Annotated in this window: 10 protein-coding genes; 4 read left to right on the forward strand and 6 right to left on the reverse strand. The window is 68.9% G+C overall.

The genetic code is table 11. The features are described from left to right. Window positions 1-48: 48 nt before the first annotated feature. The 3 genes from ElP_RS25035 (at window position 49) to ElP_RS25045 (ending at window position 3,927) form a co-directional block, all read left to right on the forward strand. Complete coding sequence (locus ElP_RS25035; RefSeq protein ID WP_145274637.1) at window positions 49-1,083, forward strand: PP2C family protein-serine/threonine phosphatase; 1,035 nt, start codon at window positions 49-51, stop codon at window positions 1,081-1,083. 92 nt (window positions 1,084-1,175) lie between these two features. Then, window positions 1,176-2,630 (forward strand): serine/threonine-protein kinase, encoded by a 1,455-nt coding sequence (locus ElP_RS25040; protein ID WP_145274640.1) that lies wholly within the window; start codon window positions 1,176-1,178, stop codon window positions 2,628-2,630. 139 nt (window positions 2,631-2,769) lie between these two features. Further along, window positions 2,770-3,927: a lactonase family protein gene (locus ElP_RS25045; protein WP_145274643.1), complete on the forward strand. Its 1,158-nt coding sequence runs from the start codon at window positions 2,770-2,772 to the stop codon at window positions 3,925-3,927. Window positions 3,928-3,984: 57 nt separating this feature from the next. Here ElP_RS25045 and bioA read toward each other — a convergent pair whose 3' ends face one another. The 3 genes from bioA to queF are packed head-to-tail and all read right to left on the reverse strand — an operon-like array spanning window position 3,985 to window position 6,556. After that, entirely contained in the window at window positions 3,985-5,358 is a 1,374-nt protein-coding gene (gene bioA / locus ElP_RS25050; RefSeq protein WP_145274646.1) for an adenosylmethionine--8-amino-7-oxononanoate transaminase, read from the reverse strand. A gap of 28 nt (window positions 5,359-5,386) precedes the next feature. Then, window positions 5,387-6,178 carry an SAM hydrolase/SAM-dependent halogenase family protein gene (locus ElP_RS25055; RefSeq protein ID WP_145274649.1) on the reverse strand — a complete coding sequence of 264 codons (792 nt, stop codon included), beginning with the start codon at window positions 6,176-6,178 and terminating at the stop codon, window positions 5,387-5,389. A 30-nt stretch (window positions 6,179-6,208) separates the two neighbouring features. Then, a complete protein-coding gene (gene queF / locus ElP_RS25060; RefSeq protein WP_145274652.1) occupies window positions 6,209-6,556 on the reverse strand; it encodes a preQ(1) synthase in 348 nt (115 codons plus the stop codon). 251 nt (window positions 6,557-6,807) lie between these two features. Between queF and ElP_RS25065 the strand changes: the two genes are divergently transcribed. Beyond that, window positions 6,808-11,463: an efflux RND transporter permease subunit gene (locus ElP_RS25065; protein ID WP_145274655.1), complete on the forward strand. Its 4,656-nt coding sequence runs from the start codon at window positions 6,808-6,810 to the stop codon at window positions 11,461-11,463. Between the two features lie 102 nt (window positions 11,464-11,565). Here ElP_RS25065 and ElP_RS25070 read toward each other — a convergent pair whose 3' ends face one another. The 3 genes from ElP_RS25070 to ElP_RS40770 are packed head-to-tail and all read right to left on the reverse strand — an operon-like array spanning window position 11,566 to window position 16,094. Beyond that, window positions 11,566-12,489: a hypothetical protein gene (locus tag ElP_RS25070; protein WP_145274658.1), complete on the reverse strand. Its 924-nt coding sequence runs from the start codon at window positions 12,487-12,489 to the stop codon at window positions 11,566-11,568. 3 nt (window positions 12,490-12,492) lie between these two features. Then, window positions 12,493-14,598: a VWA domain-containing protein gene (locus tag ElP_RS25075; RefSeq protein WP_145274661.1), complete on the reverse strand. Its 2,106-nt coding sequence runs from the start codon at window positions 14,596-14,598 to the stop codon at window positions 12,493-12,495. Continuing rightward, the gene (locus ElP_RS40770; RefSeq protein ID WP_145274664.1) at window positions 14,595-16,094 is read right to left on the reverse strand and encodes an FHA domain-containing protein; all 1,500 of its coding nucleotides are present in this window, start codon (window positions 16,092-16,094) and stop codon (window positions 14,595-14,597) included. The genes ElP_RS25075 and ElP_RS40770 overlap by 4 nt, the downstream gene beginning before the upstream one ends. Window positions 16,095-16,126 lie beyond the last annotated feature (32 nt).

Consider the following 16,126-nt stretch of genomic DNA (forward strand, 5'->3'; position numbering starts at 1 on the left):
GATCGAGTCGGATCCGGCCCGTCGACTCGAGTTCGAAAAGGAAGTCCGGTGTCCTGGAATAATTGGCTCAAGCGGCTCTGGAACCCTTCGAGGGCGAGCGGGAGCGTTCCCGCCGCAGGGGGCCGCACGGGCAGCCGGTCGGACGCGCTCGGAGTCGGCCCCCCGGTTCGCCTCCGGATCCGGGTCGGTGCTGTCACGACGGTCGGGAATTACCGGGAACATAACGAGGACAACTTCTTCATCCCGGGCCTCGGGACCCTCGCCGTGATGCCGGAGGGCCTCCCCTCGGCGATCGAGTGGACCCTCCCTCCCCCGGCCGAACCCGCGGGCGCCGTCGACAATGGTCACCGACGACCTGCCTCTCCCCCGCCAGCCCGGCCCGAGTTCGTCGGGCCATTCATCGTCGCCGACGGCATGGGAGGTCAGCTCGCGGGCGAGCAGGCCAGCAAGATCGCCGTCGAGATCATCCCCAAGGAAGTCGCCCAGCGACTCGGCAGCGGAGAGGACGAGGCGGCCGCCATCCGGGGGGCCATCGCCTCGGCCAACCGGGAAATTATCGCCCATGCCCACGTCGTCCCCGAGTGCTCCAACATGGGGACGACGGTCGTCCTGGCCCTACTAAGGCCCGGGCGGGTGGCCATCGCCGGCATCGGGGACTCCCGGGCCTACCGGCTCCGCGGCGGGTCTCTCGAGCGGATGACCCGCGACCACGACCTCGCCACCGCCCTGATCTCCGCCGGCACGATCCGCCCCGAGGAGGCCGAACGGCACCAGTTCCGGCACGTCCTTTATCTCTACCTCGGCAGCCCCGAGGCCCGGGACGGCCCCGAGGACGTCCGGGTCGATGAACTCCGGTCAGGAGACCGCTACCTGCTCGTCTCCGACGGACTGACCGGCGTCGTCTCGGACGAGGCGCTGGCCCAGACGCTGCAGCAACACGACGATCCGCAGCAAGCGGCCCGTGAGCTGGTGCGGCTCGCCCTGCGCAACGACTCCCGGGACAACGTGACCTGCCTGATCATCTCTGCCGACGGCCTGCCGGACGAGCCTCCCTCCGACCGAGCGGTTGATCGCCGGAGTTGAGCCTGACCCGACGCGGCGCCCCACCCCCGTGCGGGCCGGTTCACTCGAACGACCGTCCGACGGGCGGGTTTCCCCGAGAGGTTTCCCGGCCCATGCCCCGGCTGAATGCCTTCATCCATTGCGTGGTCAAGAGCCGGCTGCTCGGACCCGACCAGATTGACGCCGTCCGTTCCTCCCTCCCCGACTTGCCCGGCGACGACGCCGTCCCATTCGCCCGGGCCCTGGTCGATCGCGGCCTCCTCACGAAGTACCAGGCCAACAAGCTGTTGAACGGACGGACCTGGGGCTTCTTCCTCGGCGACTACCGGATCATGAAGCGACTGGGAGAGGGGGGGATGGGAAAGGTCTATCTCGCCCGTCGCGAGCGGGATAACCTCCGGGTTGCCATCAAGGTCCTCCCCCCCAAGAAGGCGCTCGAGGACGAACAGGCCCTCAAGCGGTTTTACCGGGAGATGGAACTATCTCGGAGGGTCCGCCACCCGAACCTCACCCGGACGCTGGAAGTCGGCTCGGTCGGCGACGCCCATTACATGGTGATGGAGTACGTCCCCGGCGACAGCTTGTATAACCTGGTCAAGGGGATCCACGGCGGTTCCGGCCCGCTCCGGTTCGACGAGGCGGCCCGCTATTTCATCCGGGCCTTGGCCGGCCTGCACGCCGCCCATCAGGCCGGCCTGGTCCACCGCGACGTCAAGCCCTCGAACCTGATGGTGACCCCCGAGGGAGACGCAAAACTCCTCGACCTCGGCCTGGCGAAGTCGATGCATGAGGAGTCGGCCCTCACGCACCCGAACGCCGTCGTCGGCACGCTCGACTACGCGAGCCCCGAGCAGCTCGCCGACGCCTCTAAGGCCGACGGCCGTAGCGACCTCTATAGCATCGGATGCACGATCTATTTCGCCCTCTCCGGCCGCCCCCCCTTCGAAGGTGGTGACATCGTCAGCAAAATCTTCCGTCATCGGATGGAGGATCCCGATCCCCTCGAGAAAATCTGCCCGGACGTCCCCGCCGCGTTCGCCGCGATCATCTGGAAGGCGATGGCCAAGCAGCCCGAGGACCGGCAGCAAACCGCTTCCGAGTTGCAGGCCGACCTCGCCCGGTGGGCCGACCCAGAGCGTCCGAGGCCCGCGGGCCGCCCTCCTTCCGGTTCGGCGCCGAGGTTCCGGCCCCCGCCTCCAGAACTCGACGACGAAGACATCCGGCTCGACGACAATCCCAGCCAGTTCTCCGCGCTCGGCGCCCTCCGAGACCTCGGCGGGGCCGAGATCTCCGCCCCGTTGAGCAGGCCTCCGATCCTCCCCCGGGCCGCGGTGATCATCCAGGACGATGATTCCGGTGAAGTCCCCTTGTCCGATTCGGAGATCGGACTCGATGCCGAGTTCCACCCCGAGCCCGAGTTCGACTCCGAGCCACACTCGAGGTATCCCCCTCTTCCCTCCTCGCACGGTTCGCCGGATGACGGCGACCGATTGGTCCGAATCGCCTTCTCGGTCCTGGCGGTCTTGGTCGTCCTCGCCATGCTTGCACTGATGATCTCCAACAACTGAATAAACTTCGCGACCATCTTCCTGATCGGCAACGCCTCGCTCGGGGATCCCGGTGCCGATATGCTGTCCGGCACACGCCGGGGGCCGGGCCGTCCCACTTCCCGGCCGAATCGACTCAATCGCGATGAGGAGCCGACCGATGGGTCACGCGGCCGCCTTGCTGATCACACTCGTGCTGCCCTGGAACGTCGCCCCGACGCCCCCGATCCAGGAGGAGGACATGAGTCTCGTCTTCGTCGGGACCTACACCAGCGCAGAGGGCGAGGGGATCAATCTTCTCCGAATGGACCCCGAATCGGGCCGGATCGAATCGCTCGGCGTGGTCGCCAGGACCGAAAATCCCTCGTTCCTGGCGATCCACCCGGACGGCCAGTTCCTCTACGCCGTCAATGAAGTCGGCGACTACGAGGGAGAATCGAGCGGGTCGGTCAGCGCCTTCCGGATCGACCCGAAGACCGGATCGCTCTCGCCGCTCAACCGCCGATCGTCCAGGGGGGCCGCGCCGTGTCATATCATCGTCGATGACCAGGGGAGGAACGTCCTCGTCGCCAATTACAGCGGAGGAAGCGTCACCGTCTTGCCGATCGAGGCCGACGGCTCGCTCGCCGATTCGAGCGACGTCGAGCAGCACGAGGGCTCTGGTCCCAATCCCCGACGGCAGGAAGGCCCGCACGCCCACTCGATCAACCTCGATGCGAACGGGCGGTTCGCCGTCGCGGCCGACCTCGGCCTCGATCAGTTGCTCGTCTATCGGTTTGACCCGGACTCCGGCACCCTGTCGCCGAACGAACCACCTTCGGCCTCGGTCGCCCCGGGCGCGGGCCCGAGGCACTTCGAGTTCCACCCGAACGGCCGACTCGCCTTCGCCATCAACGAGATCGCCTCGACGGTCACCGCCTTCCGATATGACCCCGAGACCGGCATCCTGACCGAGGCCCAGACCCGATCGACCCTGCCCGAGGGGTTCGAGGGGAACAATTCCACGGCCGACATCCACGTCCACCCCGCCGGACGATTCCTCTACGGCTCGAACCGGGGCCATGACAGCCTGGCCATCTTCCGGATCGACGAGCAGACGGGCATGATCGAGCCGATTGGGCATGCCTCCACCGGAGGCGAGACCCCGCGCAATTTCGGCATCGACCCGACCGGCCGCTTTCTGCTTGCCGCCAATCAGGGGACGGACACCGTCGTCGTCTTCCGGATCGACCCGGACACTGGCATGCTCGAACCCACGGGGAACCAGGCCGAGGTCCCGATGCCCGTCTGCGTGAAATTCTACTCCCCCGGGAGTTAAGTTGGATCGCGTCCCCGGCGGCTCCCGGCCGGCGATACGACATCGCCGCCCGGGGCCTCAATTCCTCTCGGTCACTTCTACGACGCACCGGAGCATCACGTCCATCATCCGGTCGAGCTGTGACCCGGTTAGGCTCAGCGGGGGCATCACCACGAGCACATCGCCGAGCGGCCGGATCAGCACGCCCAGTTCCCTCGCCATCCGGCAGACTCGATTGCCGACCTGTTGGTGGGACGGGAACTCCGCCTTCGATCCCCGGTCGAGCACCAACTCGATCCCCGCCATCAGCCCCCGCTGGCGGACCTCGCCGACGTGTCGAAGCGAGGAGAACCGGCCCAGGTGCAGGGCCAGCCGGTCGGCCAGGGGCCCGATCCGCTCCAGCGTCCGCTCTTCCTCGAAGACGCGGAGAGTCGCCAGGGCTGCCGCAGCGCCGAGCGGGTTGCCGCCATAAGTGTGGCCGTGCTGGAACGTCTTGCCCTGGGCGGCCGTGGCAAAGAAGGCGGAATAGACCTCCTCGGTGGTCATCGTGGCGGCCAGGGGGAGGTAGCCCCCGGTGATCCCCTTCGCCAGGCAGAGAAAGTCGGGAGAAACCCCCTCGTGCTCGCAGGCGAACATCCGACCGGTCCGGCCGAAGCCGACGGCGACCTCGTCGGCGATCAACAGGGTCCCGTGCTTCCTGGTGAGTCGCCGGAGACCTTCCAGGTACCCTGCCGGATGTGTCACCATCCCCGCCGCCCCCTGGACGATCGGCTCGATCACCACCCCTGCCACCTGGCCCGGATGGGCTCGGAGCAGATGCTCGACCTCGTCAAGGCAGGCGGTCAGGCACGAGGTCCGCTCCAACCCGAGCGGGCACCGGTAGCAGAAGGGGATCGGCGCCCGGAGCACCGGGAAGAGCAGCGGACGGAACATCGCATGGAACCGATCGACGCCCCCGAGGCTGACGTCCCCGATCGTGTCGCCGTGATACGCCCCGCCGAGGGCCACGAACATCGACCGCTCCGGCTCCGGGTCCGCCTTCTGCCTCCAATACTGGTATGCCATCTTCAAAGAGACTTCGACGGCCGTCGCCCCATCGTCGGAGTAGAACACCCGGGTGAGCCCCGGGGGGGCGAGTTCGACCAACTTCCGGGCCAGTTCGATGGCCGTCGGGTGGCTCAGACCGAGCATGGTGGTGTGGGCCACCTTGTCAAGCTGCTCGCGGATCGCGGCGTCGATCGTCGGGTGCCGATGACCGTGGACGTTGCACCAGAGCGAGCTGACGCCGTCCAGGTAGCGGCGTCCCCTCGTGTCGATCAGTTCGGCCCCCTCGGCCCGATCGATGATCAACGGCTCCCCGGCGGCCCAATCGGCCTGTGCCGTGAACGGGTGCCAGAGGTGCTCCTTGTCCCAGCGTCGCAGCGTCTCGGGGTCGATCGGGGGGAAGCTCATGGATCCTCGGGCGGCGATGATTGAGGCCTCAGGACTTATTCCGGAACCAGACCGTGGCCCCCGGGCCGCAGTCGAGGTAGCGGGCCGCGTCCCCATTGACGAGGGAGACCTCGAGCCATCCCGAGCTGCCGACGAGGCTGACGAGCGTCCCGGGCGGTTGCAGGCCGTAGGTCCGCGTGAGGCCGTCGATCCGGTGCCCGGCGAGCTCTACTTCCCAGGCCTCGGGGGGCGTCTCGCCCAGCAGGGAGGCGGGGACGTTGGTGATCAGGTTGCCGAAGGCGTCCCGGAAAATGACCTCGCCGACGACCTCCCGGTCTTCCCTCCTGGGCTCGGCGGCGGAGAGTCGGACGATCCCGTGCCGCTTCGGCCCCAGTTCGACGGCCGGCAGGCCGAGCGTCAGGTGCGCGGCAGCCGGGGCGAGCAGGTCCCGGCCGTGGAAGGTGTTCGACACCGGGGTCCGGGCCACCGAGGGATTCTCCAGCTCGAAGACCTCCTCGACCGGGTGTTCCCGTGCAACGTAGGTGAGCAGGCCGTTGTCGGGCAGGACGAACCACTGGTCGGCCATTTTGGCCGCGACCAGCCGACGATGCGTGCCCACCCCCGGGTCGATGACCGCGAGGTGGACCGTCCCGACCGGGAACGCGTCGACGACGCACGCCAGGACGAAGGCCCCCTCCAGGATGTTCTGCGGGCCGATCCCGTGGCTGATGTCCACGAATTGCACGTCGGGGACCCGGGAGAGGACGACCCCTTTCATCGAGGCCACGTAGGGCCCGTTCGCCCCGAAATCGGTCGTCAGCGTCAGGATGCGCGGTCTCATCTGGCCGGTCCCCCGGGGCGTCCTCTTCCGTCACAGAGGCGATTCGGCCTGGAAGCGGGCCGTGATCCGGGACGAGATCCCGCCCCGGGGCGTGAACTGCCCGACGACGACCATCCGCCTCGGACGGCAGGCCGAAACGAGGTCGTCGAGGATCACGTTGATCGAGTGTTCATAATAGATCCCGCGATCGCGATAATCCTGCAGGTATAACTTCAGCGATTTCAGCTCCACGCAGGTCCGGTCCGGGACGTACTGGATCGTGATCGTCCCGAAGTCCGGCTGGCCCGTCTTGGGGCAGACGGCGGTGAACTCGGGACAGACGATCTCGATCTCGTACTCCCGGTCGGGGAACTGATTCGGGAAGGTCTCCAGGGGCATGCTCGGCTCCCGAGCGGTCGACGGCCTCCGGGGTACGACCGGCGGGCCCGACGCTCTCGATCGATGGGGTGGAAGGCGGACATCCATTCTACCCGACTCGGCCAGACCCCGCGCCCCTTCCTCCGTCGCCTTGCGACCCCATCCCCGGGCCGGATAAGGTATTTCCCACCCCGAGACCTTCCGCCCGACCGCCGACTCCCTCTCCCGACGTCGCGACGGCCCGACCCCTCGACCATCTCGAGACCCGCATCATGAGCCGACCACCGGATCGAACTCGACTCGCTCCCCTCGGCCGATCGCTCGCGGCCGCGGCGGCGATCGCCCTGGGCCTCGCCCCAGCCCTCGCCCCGGCGCAGGGCACCGAGCGACGGCCGGATTACGAGCCCGCCGCCTATGCGATCACCGATGCCACGATCCTCGTCGCCCCCGGCCGGACCGTCGAGGATGGCACCGTTATCGTTCGGGGCGGCGTCATCGAGGCCGTCGGGAGTGACGGGGAGGTCGAGGTTCCCTATGACGCCGAGTCCATCGACGGCGAGGGCCTGTTCATCTATCCCGGCTTCATCGACCTGTATTCGACCGTCGGCCAGGACGACAGCGTCCCCCGTTCCGCCACCGGCCTGTCCCGACCCATCCCTCTGGGGGAGTTCGCCCAGGCCAGCACCCCGCCCGACAACAGAAACGGCCTCACGCCCGAGTTCAGGGCCGCCGGGGCGATCAAGCTGGACGACGACCTGCTCGAGGCCCGGCGGAAGCTCGGCATCACCGCCCTGATCTCGGCCCCCGGAGGTTCGATCGTCACCGGCCAAAGCGCCCTCGTCTCGCTCGGCGGCCTCGGCCGGCGCGAGTCGATCCTCGACGAGACGGTCGCCCTGCACTTCGACCTGGCCAACCCCCGAGGCCGTCAGTACGGGCTGCTCGACGCCTTCGGCATACGTCATGACGAACACTGCGCCGGCCATACTCACCCTCCCCAGCACGAGGCCCTGCTCGGCCTGATCGAGGAGGCGATGGCCGAGGCCGGGCCGCCCGACTCCGGAGGCTTCCCCGGCTCCCTGATGGGCGTGATCGCCCACCTCAGGCAGGCGATGCTCGACGCCGAACACCACCACAAGGCCGTCGAATACTCCCGGGATAACGGCGGTCCGGCCCCGCCCTACGACCCGGCCCTTGAGACCCTCCACGCCGCGAAGTCCGGCGAGCTCCCGACCTGGTGGGAGGCGGATGATCTCGACTCGATCCACCGGGTCCTCGACCTCGCCGAGGAGTTCGGCACCGGTGTCGTCCTCGTCGGCGGCCGCGAATCCCGCGACGCCGCCGATCGCTTGAAGGACGGGGGGACCCCGGTCGTCATCCGGGTCGACTTCCCCAAGGCCCCGGAGGTTCCCACCGAGGAGGAGTACCGCAAAAAACCCCTCAAAGAACGCGATCGCCCCCTCCGCGCCCTCCAGCAGGCCAGGACCGAGTGGGAGGATCGCGTCGCGCTCGCCGGAACCCTGTCCGAGGCCGGCATCCCGATCGCGTTCTCCAGCGACGGCCTCTCCCGGGTCGAGGAGTTCCACGCCAAGATCCGGGACGCGATCGAGGCCGGGCTCCCGCCGGAGGACGCCATCGAGGCCCTGACCCTCGGCGCCGCCCGGATCGCCGGCGTCGATGACCGCCTCGGGACCATCGAGCCCGGCAAGCTCGGGCACCTCGTCGCCTTCAAGGGCGAGTTCGCCTCCAAGGAGGCCAAGATCCGCTACGTCCTGGTCGATGGCCAGAAGTTCGAGATCGATCAGTCCGATCGATCCCGCTCCGCCGGAGGCAGACCGGGTTCACGTGACGGGCGGCCCGAAGTCCCGGAAGGCCGGCAGGGGATCGTCCGGGCCGAGTGGACCGGCGCCTCCCCCGAGGACATCGACCAGCGGCTGCTCGGCCCGATCGAGGACGCGCTCACGGCGATCGACGGGGTCGACACCGTCGGCGATCGCGAGATCTCGGAAGATGCGATCACGGTCACGGTCACGATCGATGAGGAGGCCGATGTCAGGGCGACCTGGGATCAGGTCCGCGTGGCCCTCGACGACGTCCGCAATCAACTCCCCGAGGACATCACGCCCCCCGAACTCGAGCTCCCTGAGCCAGATGGCCGCCCCGATCGCACCGCTGTCGACGAGGAGGATGAGGACGACGAGGCCAAGGACGAAGCAGAAGCCGCCGTCCCAGACGGGCCTTTCATCGATGTTGCCACCGAGTTCGACGAGGATCGGATCCCCACGCTCGAAACCGGCGGCGACGTGCTCATCAAGGACGTGACCATCCTGACCGTCACCAGCGGGACGATCCCCGGGGGCTCGATCCTCGTCCGGGATGGCAAGATCGCCGAGGTCGGCGAAGCCATCGAGGCCCCCGAGGGCGTGACGGTCATCGAGGCGGAGGGCATGGTCGCCCTGCCCGGGATCATCGACACGCACTCGCACATGGCGATCGACGGGGGAGTGAACGAGGGCTCGCTCTCGATCGTGCCCGAGGTCCGCGTCAAGGACGTCGTCACCGGCGACGACGTGACCATCTACCAGGCCGCCGCCGGCGGCGTCACCGCCGCCAGGCTGCTCCACGGCTCGGCCAATACCATCGGCGGCCAGGACGCCGTCATCAAGCTCAAGTACGGGAAGCCCGCCCGAGAGCTGATCCTCCGGGATGGCCCACAGGGCATCAAGTTCGCCCTCGGCGAGAACGTCACGCAGAAACGATCCGACGACCCCGACCGCTTCCCCTTCACTCGTCCCGGCGTCGAGGCCGTCCTCGTCCGCGCCTTCGACGAGGCGAGGGCGTATCAGGAGGAGCGACGCGTCTACGCCGATGCCATCTCCCGGGGCGAGGACGTCCCCCCCTTCCGCCGCGACCTCCGGCTCGAAGCCCTCGCCGACATCCTCGACGGCGAGATCAAGATCCACAGCCATTGCTACCGGGCCGATGAGATCCTGATGCTCCTGAGGACCGCCGAACGCTATGGGGTCCGGGTCCAGTCGCTCCAGCACGTTTTGGAAGGGTACAAGGTCGCCGCCGAGATCGCCGCCCATGGCGCCAGCAATTCGACCTTCTCCGACTGGTACGCCTACAAGGTCGAGGCGTACGACGCGATCCCCTTCAACGCCGCCCTGCTCACCGAGGCCGGCGCCAACGTCTGCATCAAGAGCGACTCCGGGGAGGAGGTCCGCCACCTCTACATGGAGGCCGCGAAGATGGTCCGCTACGGCGGGCTCTCCGAGGAACAGGCCCTCGCCCTGGTCACCATCAACCCCGCCAGGGAGCTGGGGCTCGACCACCGGCTCGGCTCGATCGAGGTGGGCAAGGACGCCGACATCGCCCTGTTCGACGCCCACCCGCTCGACGGCTTCGCCAGGTGCCAGCTCACCCTCATCGACGGTGAGGTCGCCTTCCAGCGCTTCTCCGGCGAGGACGGCCCCCTGCTCCGGCCCCGCCCCGGCGACCATGCCGCGATGCCCGTCGCCTCCGAGGACCTCCGAGCCTCCTCCGTCGACTTGGATCTGAATCCCGAAGGCGTTTACGCCCTGATCAACGCCACCATCCACCCCGTCACCGGGCCTGCGATCGACGGCGGGACGCTTGTCATCGAGGACGGCGTCATCGCCGAGGTCGGCGGCCAGGAGACCGCCGTCCCCGAGGGAGTCACCACGGTCGACCTGGGCGGCCTGGACGTCTGGCCCGGCATGATCGACGGCGGCAGCGACCTCGGCCTGAACGAGATCGGCAGCGTCTCGGCCACCCAGGACGCCCGGGAACTCGCCCCGTACCAGCCCGAGCTTCGTGCCGCCGTGGCCCTGAACGCCGACTCGATCCTCATCGGCGCCAATCGGCTCGCCGGCGTGCTCTCCGCATTCGTCCGCCCCACCGGCGGCACGATCTCCGGCCAGGGGGCGCTCATCGACCTCGACGGATGGATCTGGTCCGACCTGGTCCAGGCCGACGAGTTCGCCCTCTATGTCAATGTCCCGCCCGCCCCCCCCTCGAACCTGGACGAGATCCTCAGCCGGGTCCCCGCCCAGTTCGCCGACCGATTCCGGGAGCGTTACAGCGACCGCGACGAGCGCCTGGACGAACTGGAGGACTCCTTCCGCCGCGCGACGGCCTATGCCAAGGTCGCCGCAACCGCCCGGGAGAAGGGCGGCGTCCCGCCGGTCGATCCCCGATTGGAGGCGCTCGCCCCGTACGCCAACGGCGAGAAGCCGGTGGTCCTCTCGGCCAACGGCCGGGGGGAGATCCTCACGGCGATCGAACTCGCCGAGGAGTTGGGCCTGAAGGCCATTATCAGCGGCGGTACCGACGCCTGGATGGTCGCCGATCACCTCGCGGAGTCCGGCATCCCCGTCCTCGTGGCCGGTACCCACCGCAATCCCGGCCGGGACGAGCCATATGATGCCGCCTACGCCAATCCCGCCCGCCTGCACGAGGCCGGGGTTACCTTCGCCATCAGCTCGACCGGCGACGCCACGGATGTCCGCAACCTTCCCTTCGAGGCCGCGATGGCCGCTGCGTACGGGCTGCCCGAGGAGGAAGCCTTGAAGGCAGTCACCCTCTACCCGGCACAGATCCTCGGGGTCTCCGACTCCCTCGGATCCATCGAGCCCGGTAAGCGGGCAAACCTCGTCATTACCGCCGGTCACCTGCTCCAGCCGACCACGGAGGTCAAGCACCTCTTCGTCGGCGGCCGCCCCGTCCCCCCGGAGAGCCGGCACACCGAACTCTACCAGCGATTTCGCCGCCGCCTCGCCGAGGTCCGGGACGGCATCAGCCCGCTCGGACTTGATCGGGAGGAATCCCGGGTCACGACCGCCGCCGATGAGCATGAAGACGGCGTCTTGAACGAGGCCGGATCGGACGAGCGGTCCACCCGAGAGTGAACGAGCGAGGCGACGCCTGGACCCCACGTTTCCCGCCATCAAGGCGGGGAACGTGGGGTCCCCCCGGCCGTCGTCGGAAGGACTCGATCCGCTCCACTTTGGTCATTCCGCGTCCCCCGGCCCTGGCAACACCTCCAGCGGCACCGCCCGATACTCGATCCCCTCCCATGCTGCATCCGCATCCCATTCGTCGTTGAGCCTCCCCAAGCGGTCCGAAAGCGGAGCATCGGCCAACCCGAGGGTCCAATCGATGGCGCCCGGCATCGCCCGTTCTGCTTGTTCGACCTGGTCACCCCCGATGGACTCCCCCGGTGCCAACCGGCCGAGGAGTGCACCGATCCGCATCGCACGCAACTCATCCGGTGAGGCGTCGAGGGACCGGCGCAAGAGTTCCAGGAGCTCCGCCCGACTGAGGAACACCCCGAAATCCGCTCGAATCCCATCGATCGGCACCCATACCGTCTGATCAATGCGCTCCCAGGATGCCCCCGGCTCCCAGATGGCGACCTGGACGCGGCGCCCCTCCCAGTCAATGACCGGCAACGGCGTCCCGTCGACGTCGATCCCGACTTCGTCCGAGTTCTTCGAATTCCCTGTGAGGGGGATCGTCCCGGGCTCCGGCACCAGGACGAGCCTCGTATCCCAGGGCAAGACGTCCGCGGCCGACACCCAGCCGATCGGCCTCCGGTTGCCGATGCGATAATGAGTCGGTTCCCCCCGGATGGGCCAGATGTCGTACACGTCGGCGAAGATGCGACGACCGATCGTGTCTGCCAGAGGGCCGTCCGGGACTCGAGTCGCCTGCACCCCGTCGCGGAGGAGCAGCACCTTGCGGACGATCCCGCCCTCACGCCGCATCGGCACGTCGGAACTCGGCACCGGGGGGCCGGACGCGATTCGAGCGAACCCCGAACGGACCGCGTCGCCGACCGCCTCGAGCCAGGCCCTCCCCCACCAGCCGACCACCGCGAGCAGGACAACGAGGATCAGAGTCGGGAGCGGGAATCGGATGGGAGGTGGCGACACGGCTCAGCGAACTCCCCGCGTGGCGATCCGCTTGCGGAACAACCCCGGCAGGATCGCCAGCCCGACGAGCGACCCGATCAGCGCGAGGAACAATCCCGGCCAGCCCGAGGCCGGCACCACCATCCCCCGGATGAACACCTCGGCCGTCCCTACGGCCGCCGACTCGCGGTATGAAACCGTCACCGGGCGCAGGGTCCCGTCGGGCAGCGTCCGCCCGGTCCGGTAGACGAGCCGGTACATCTCGCCGAGTCGGGTCGCAATCTCCTCATAGATCGCCAGCAACTGCGAGGCGTCCCGGGCGGGGAAGTATTGCCCTCGGGTCTGTGATGCGAGCTGCCTCAGGTCATCGCTGGCGATCTCATCCTCGGTCCCGAGCCCGAGGGTGTAGACGGGCAACCCGGCCCTCCTCGCCACCTCGATCGCCGACGCCAGGTCGGCCGACTGGCTGAAGGTGTCCTCGCCGTCGGTCAAGGCCAGCACCGCCCGCCGTCCCGACTCCCCGGAGATCAGTTCGAGGGCCTCGACCACCGCATCGTAATATCGCGTCCCCCCCGTCGGTTGCAGGTCATCCACCGCCTCCCGAACCCGGGCGACGTCCGAGGTGAACGGGCAGACCACGCGGATCTCGTCACTGAAGGCCACCACCGCGACCCGAGACCCCTCCGGCATGACCCCGAGGAACGTCCGCACTGAATCCTTCAACGCCCCGATCCGGTCCTCGGCTTCCATGCTCCGGCTGTGGTCGACCACCAGGACGACCGTCGTCTGCACCGCCTCGCGGGAGGTCGGGGCATCGAAGCCGAGGATCTCGACCGGCTGGTCGTATTCGGTGACCAGGAAGTCGGACTCGGTGGCATCCGGCACGGGCGACCCGTCCGCGTCCCTCACCTCGAAATCGAGCGCGATGTCCGGGAAGCCCGACTCGTCGACCTGCCGGATGATCACCCCACCCCCCTCCCCCCCGGCGGCTCCCCGATCACCGGAGGGCCCCCCCCCCTGCCCCAGGTCATCCGTGACTTCCGCCATCCGTGCCGGATCCGGCAGCTTCAGGACTCGGTCGAGCTCGAACGCCAGGTTCGCCTTGCGCAGGAACAGCAGGGCGAGGCAGGTCTCCGGGAGCGAGCCCCACCTCCCGTTCGGCCAGCCGCCGCTCGGGAGCTGCCGCTCCAGCAGCGACTCGGCCCCGGCCTCGTACCAGTCGAATCCGTCCAGGTCTCTCAGGCCGAGCGCGACGCAGACCCGCTCCAGGGACCAGAGGTAATACACGTCCGATCGCCGGCCGATGGTCCGCGCCTCCTCCCCGACCGCCTCCAGTGCCTCCCGGAACACCGGGTCATCCGCCAGAGCCTGCCCCCTGGCCCGGGCCGACAGCCGTTCGGCGAGCGACGGCCGCGCCGCGGCGATCGAGAGGGCCATCAGGCCGGCACACGTCATCGACGGGGTGCTCCCCATGCCGGGCCGATAACCCCAGCCGCCATCCCGGTTCACGGTCTTTCGGAAATGGCGGTCCAGCGCCCCCAGCGCCGCGTCGGATTCGAACCCGTGGCGGCCCCCGGCCCAGATGCCGAGCAGTGCAAATTGCGTGTTGGAATGGTCTCCCGGTTCACTGAAGAACGATCGGGCCCCGCCCGTTTCGGATCCGGCTCCGGGTGCATCCATCGGGACCTTGTACGACCAGAGTCCCTCCGAATGCCCCCCCTCTAATCGCCGGGCGAGGCGATCAATCAGGTCGTCTCGATCGCCCCGAGTCGTCCCCTGGATCCGTGAGAGGAACAGGATCGCCAGCGACAGGTCGTACGACTGGTCCGATCCCGTCGCCAGCTCTCGGACAACGTCCCCGGCCCGTTCCAGGGTGTCGTCGTCGGCCGGGACCCCGTTCTCCAGCAGGGCGAGCCCGGCCAGGGCCGTCATGCCCAGGCGGTGATCGTGGGACAGCCGATAATCCCAGGATCCTGCCCGGGATTGCTCTCGCCTCAGGTACTCCAGTCCCCGGGAGATCGACTCCTCGGCTCGATCCTCCAGGTCCCCACCTTGCCCGCTGGCGGGATCAACCAGGAGAATAGACAGGAGCAGGGTGAACCCCGCCGCGATGACCACTCGAGCCTTCATCGCGACTCCCCCCCGCTCGCATCAGGTTTCGGGATGATGAGCATCGACGCCCCGCCGATCGAAGCACCCAGGACGCCCCAGAGTACCGTCACCGCGACGAGATTCTGAGAGGTCCTCGCCCCGAGCACCGGCTCAATCGCCTGGCATGCCGCCACGATGAGGGCGGCGACGATCAGGCCGCCGAACCCACCCGAGAAGGCCCCGACCGGCACGTCTCGGACGCCTCCCCGGCGACCGATCCAGGCCCCCCCCGCCACCGCACCGGCCGCCCCGAGCAGCGCCGCCGGGCCCGGCAGGATCGCGACCCCGGACAGGCCGCTCGCCAGACCAATCCCGAGCCGGAGGCCGACGCCGGCGATCGCCCCGCCCGTGACCCTGGCCTTCGCCCCTCGACCGGCGAGCCAGCCCGCCAGTCGCCCTCCGACGGACTCACCGAGGACACCTACCGGCTCGACCTCCTCCGAGTCGCCCGGAGGCCCGCCAGTCCCCGGCCCGCCCGGCTCGAGCGAGACGGAGACGCGAGCCGACCCGCCGTTGCCCTCCACCACGATCGCGGCGGAGAGTCGGCCGGCGAGCGACTCCGGGGCCTCGACCTCGACCAGGACCTCGGTCTCCTCGACCGTCGAGAACTCGCGGGTGAACGCCGGTGGGAGGCGGATCCATCCCGCGTCGGCCGGTTCCACCCGGGCCCGGGACCTCAAGAGGCGGAATCCCACATTGGCGACCCGGAACGACTTGCGGACCCTCGCCCCGGGGCTCCCCCTCACGACCAGCGCCCGAGGATGGACGTCCAGTTCGGGGACGGCCGGCCTCGTGACCGGCAGCGAACCGAGCCATGCGTCGAGGCGATCGTCGGGCGAGCCGGGGGAGTCCGCCCGGGGTGCCAGTTCGGATCGGCCGCCCGAGACGAGCGCGGAGGCCAGCCGACCCGTGACCAGTTCCTCCCTCAACTTCCCCCAGTGCTGGGCCGAGACGGTGAGGAAGTCATCCCAATTCCGGCAGGTCGGTCCGTCTTTCAGGGTGAATTCCAATGGCCGCGAGGCCGAGGCGGGGTGGCTCGCGGGTTCGACTGCGCGTGCGGTCGACGGGCGGTCCTTCGCAGTCGCCCCGAGTCGGCCAGGGGTGTCCGCCCGGTTCGATGACGAGGCCGGGCTCGATCCCAGGACCCGCAATTGGACCCCGCCGATCTGGATGAGGTCGCCGGCCACCAGCGCTTGGTCCCGGCCCGGCAGGAGCCGCCGGCGATTGACGAACGTCCCCCCGGGGCTGTCGAGATCCCGGAGGACCGGCCCGCCCGCCCGCAGTTCGATGCTCGCCTGCCGACCGGCCATCCGCCTCGGCGTCTCACCCTCCTGGCCCGAAAGGTCGATCCCGGTGCCGTTGTCGACCGCGTTACCGAGCACCGCCGACCCGGGAGGCACCGGGAAGCGTCGACCGACCTCCCGCCCCCGGACGACCTCCAGCGACCAGCCGCTCCCCGACCCCTGGCGACTCATGCTCGAATTCACCCGAGAGAATCAACGGACTC

It is taken from the genome of Tautonia plasticadhaerens, assembly GCF_007752535.1.
Classification (GTDB): Bacteria; Planctomycetota; Planctomycetia; order Isosphaerales; family Isosphaeraceae; genus Tautonia; species Tautonia plasticadhaerens.

Coding starts and splice junctions, on each gene's coding strand:
- bioA (WP_145274646.1), bottom strand. CDS start 5,358: ATGAGCTTCCCCCCGATCGACCCCGAGACGCTGCGACGCTGGGACAAG.
- ElP_RS25040 (WP_145274640.1), top strand. CDS start 1,176: ATGCCCCGGCTGAATGCCTTCATCCATTGCGTGGTCAAGAGCCGGCTG.
- ElP_RS25075 (WP_145274661.1), bottom strand. CDS start 14,598: ATGAAGGCTCGAGTGGTCATCGCGGCGGGGTTCACCCTGCTCCTGTCT.
- ElP_RS40770 (WP_145274664.1), bottom strand. CDS start 16,094: ATGAGTCGCCAGGGGTCGGGGAGCGGCTGGTCGCTGGAGGTCGTCCGG.
- ElP_RS25045 (WP_145274643.1), top strand. CDS start 2,770: ATGGGTCACGCGGCCGCCTTGCTGATCACACTCGTGCTGCCCTGGAAC.
- ElP_RS25065 (WP_145274655.1), top strand. CDS start 6,808: ATGAGCCGACCACCGGATCGAACTCGACTCGCTCCCCTCGGCCGATCG.
- queF (WP_145274652.1), bottom strand. CDS start 6,556: ATGCCCCTGGAGACCTTCCCGAATCAGTTCCCCGACCGGGAGTACGAG.
- ElP_RS25055 (WP_145274649.1), bottom strand. CDS start 6,178: ATGAGACCGCGCATCCTGACGCTGACGACCGATTTCGGGGCGAACGGG.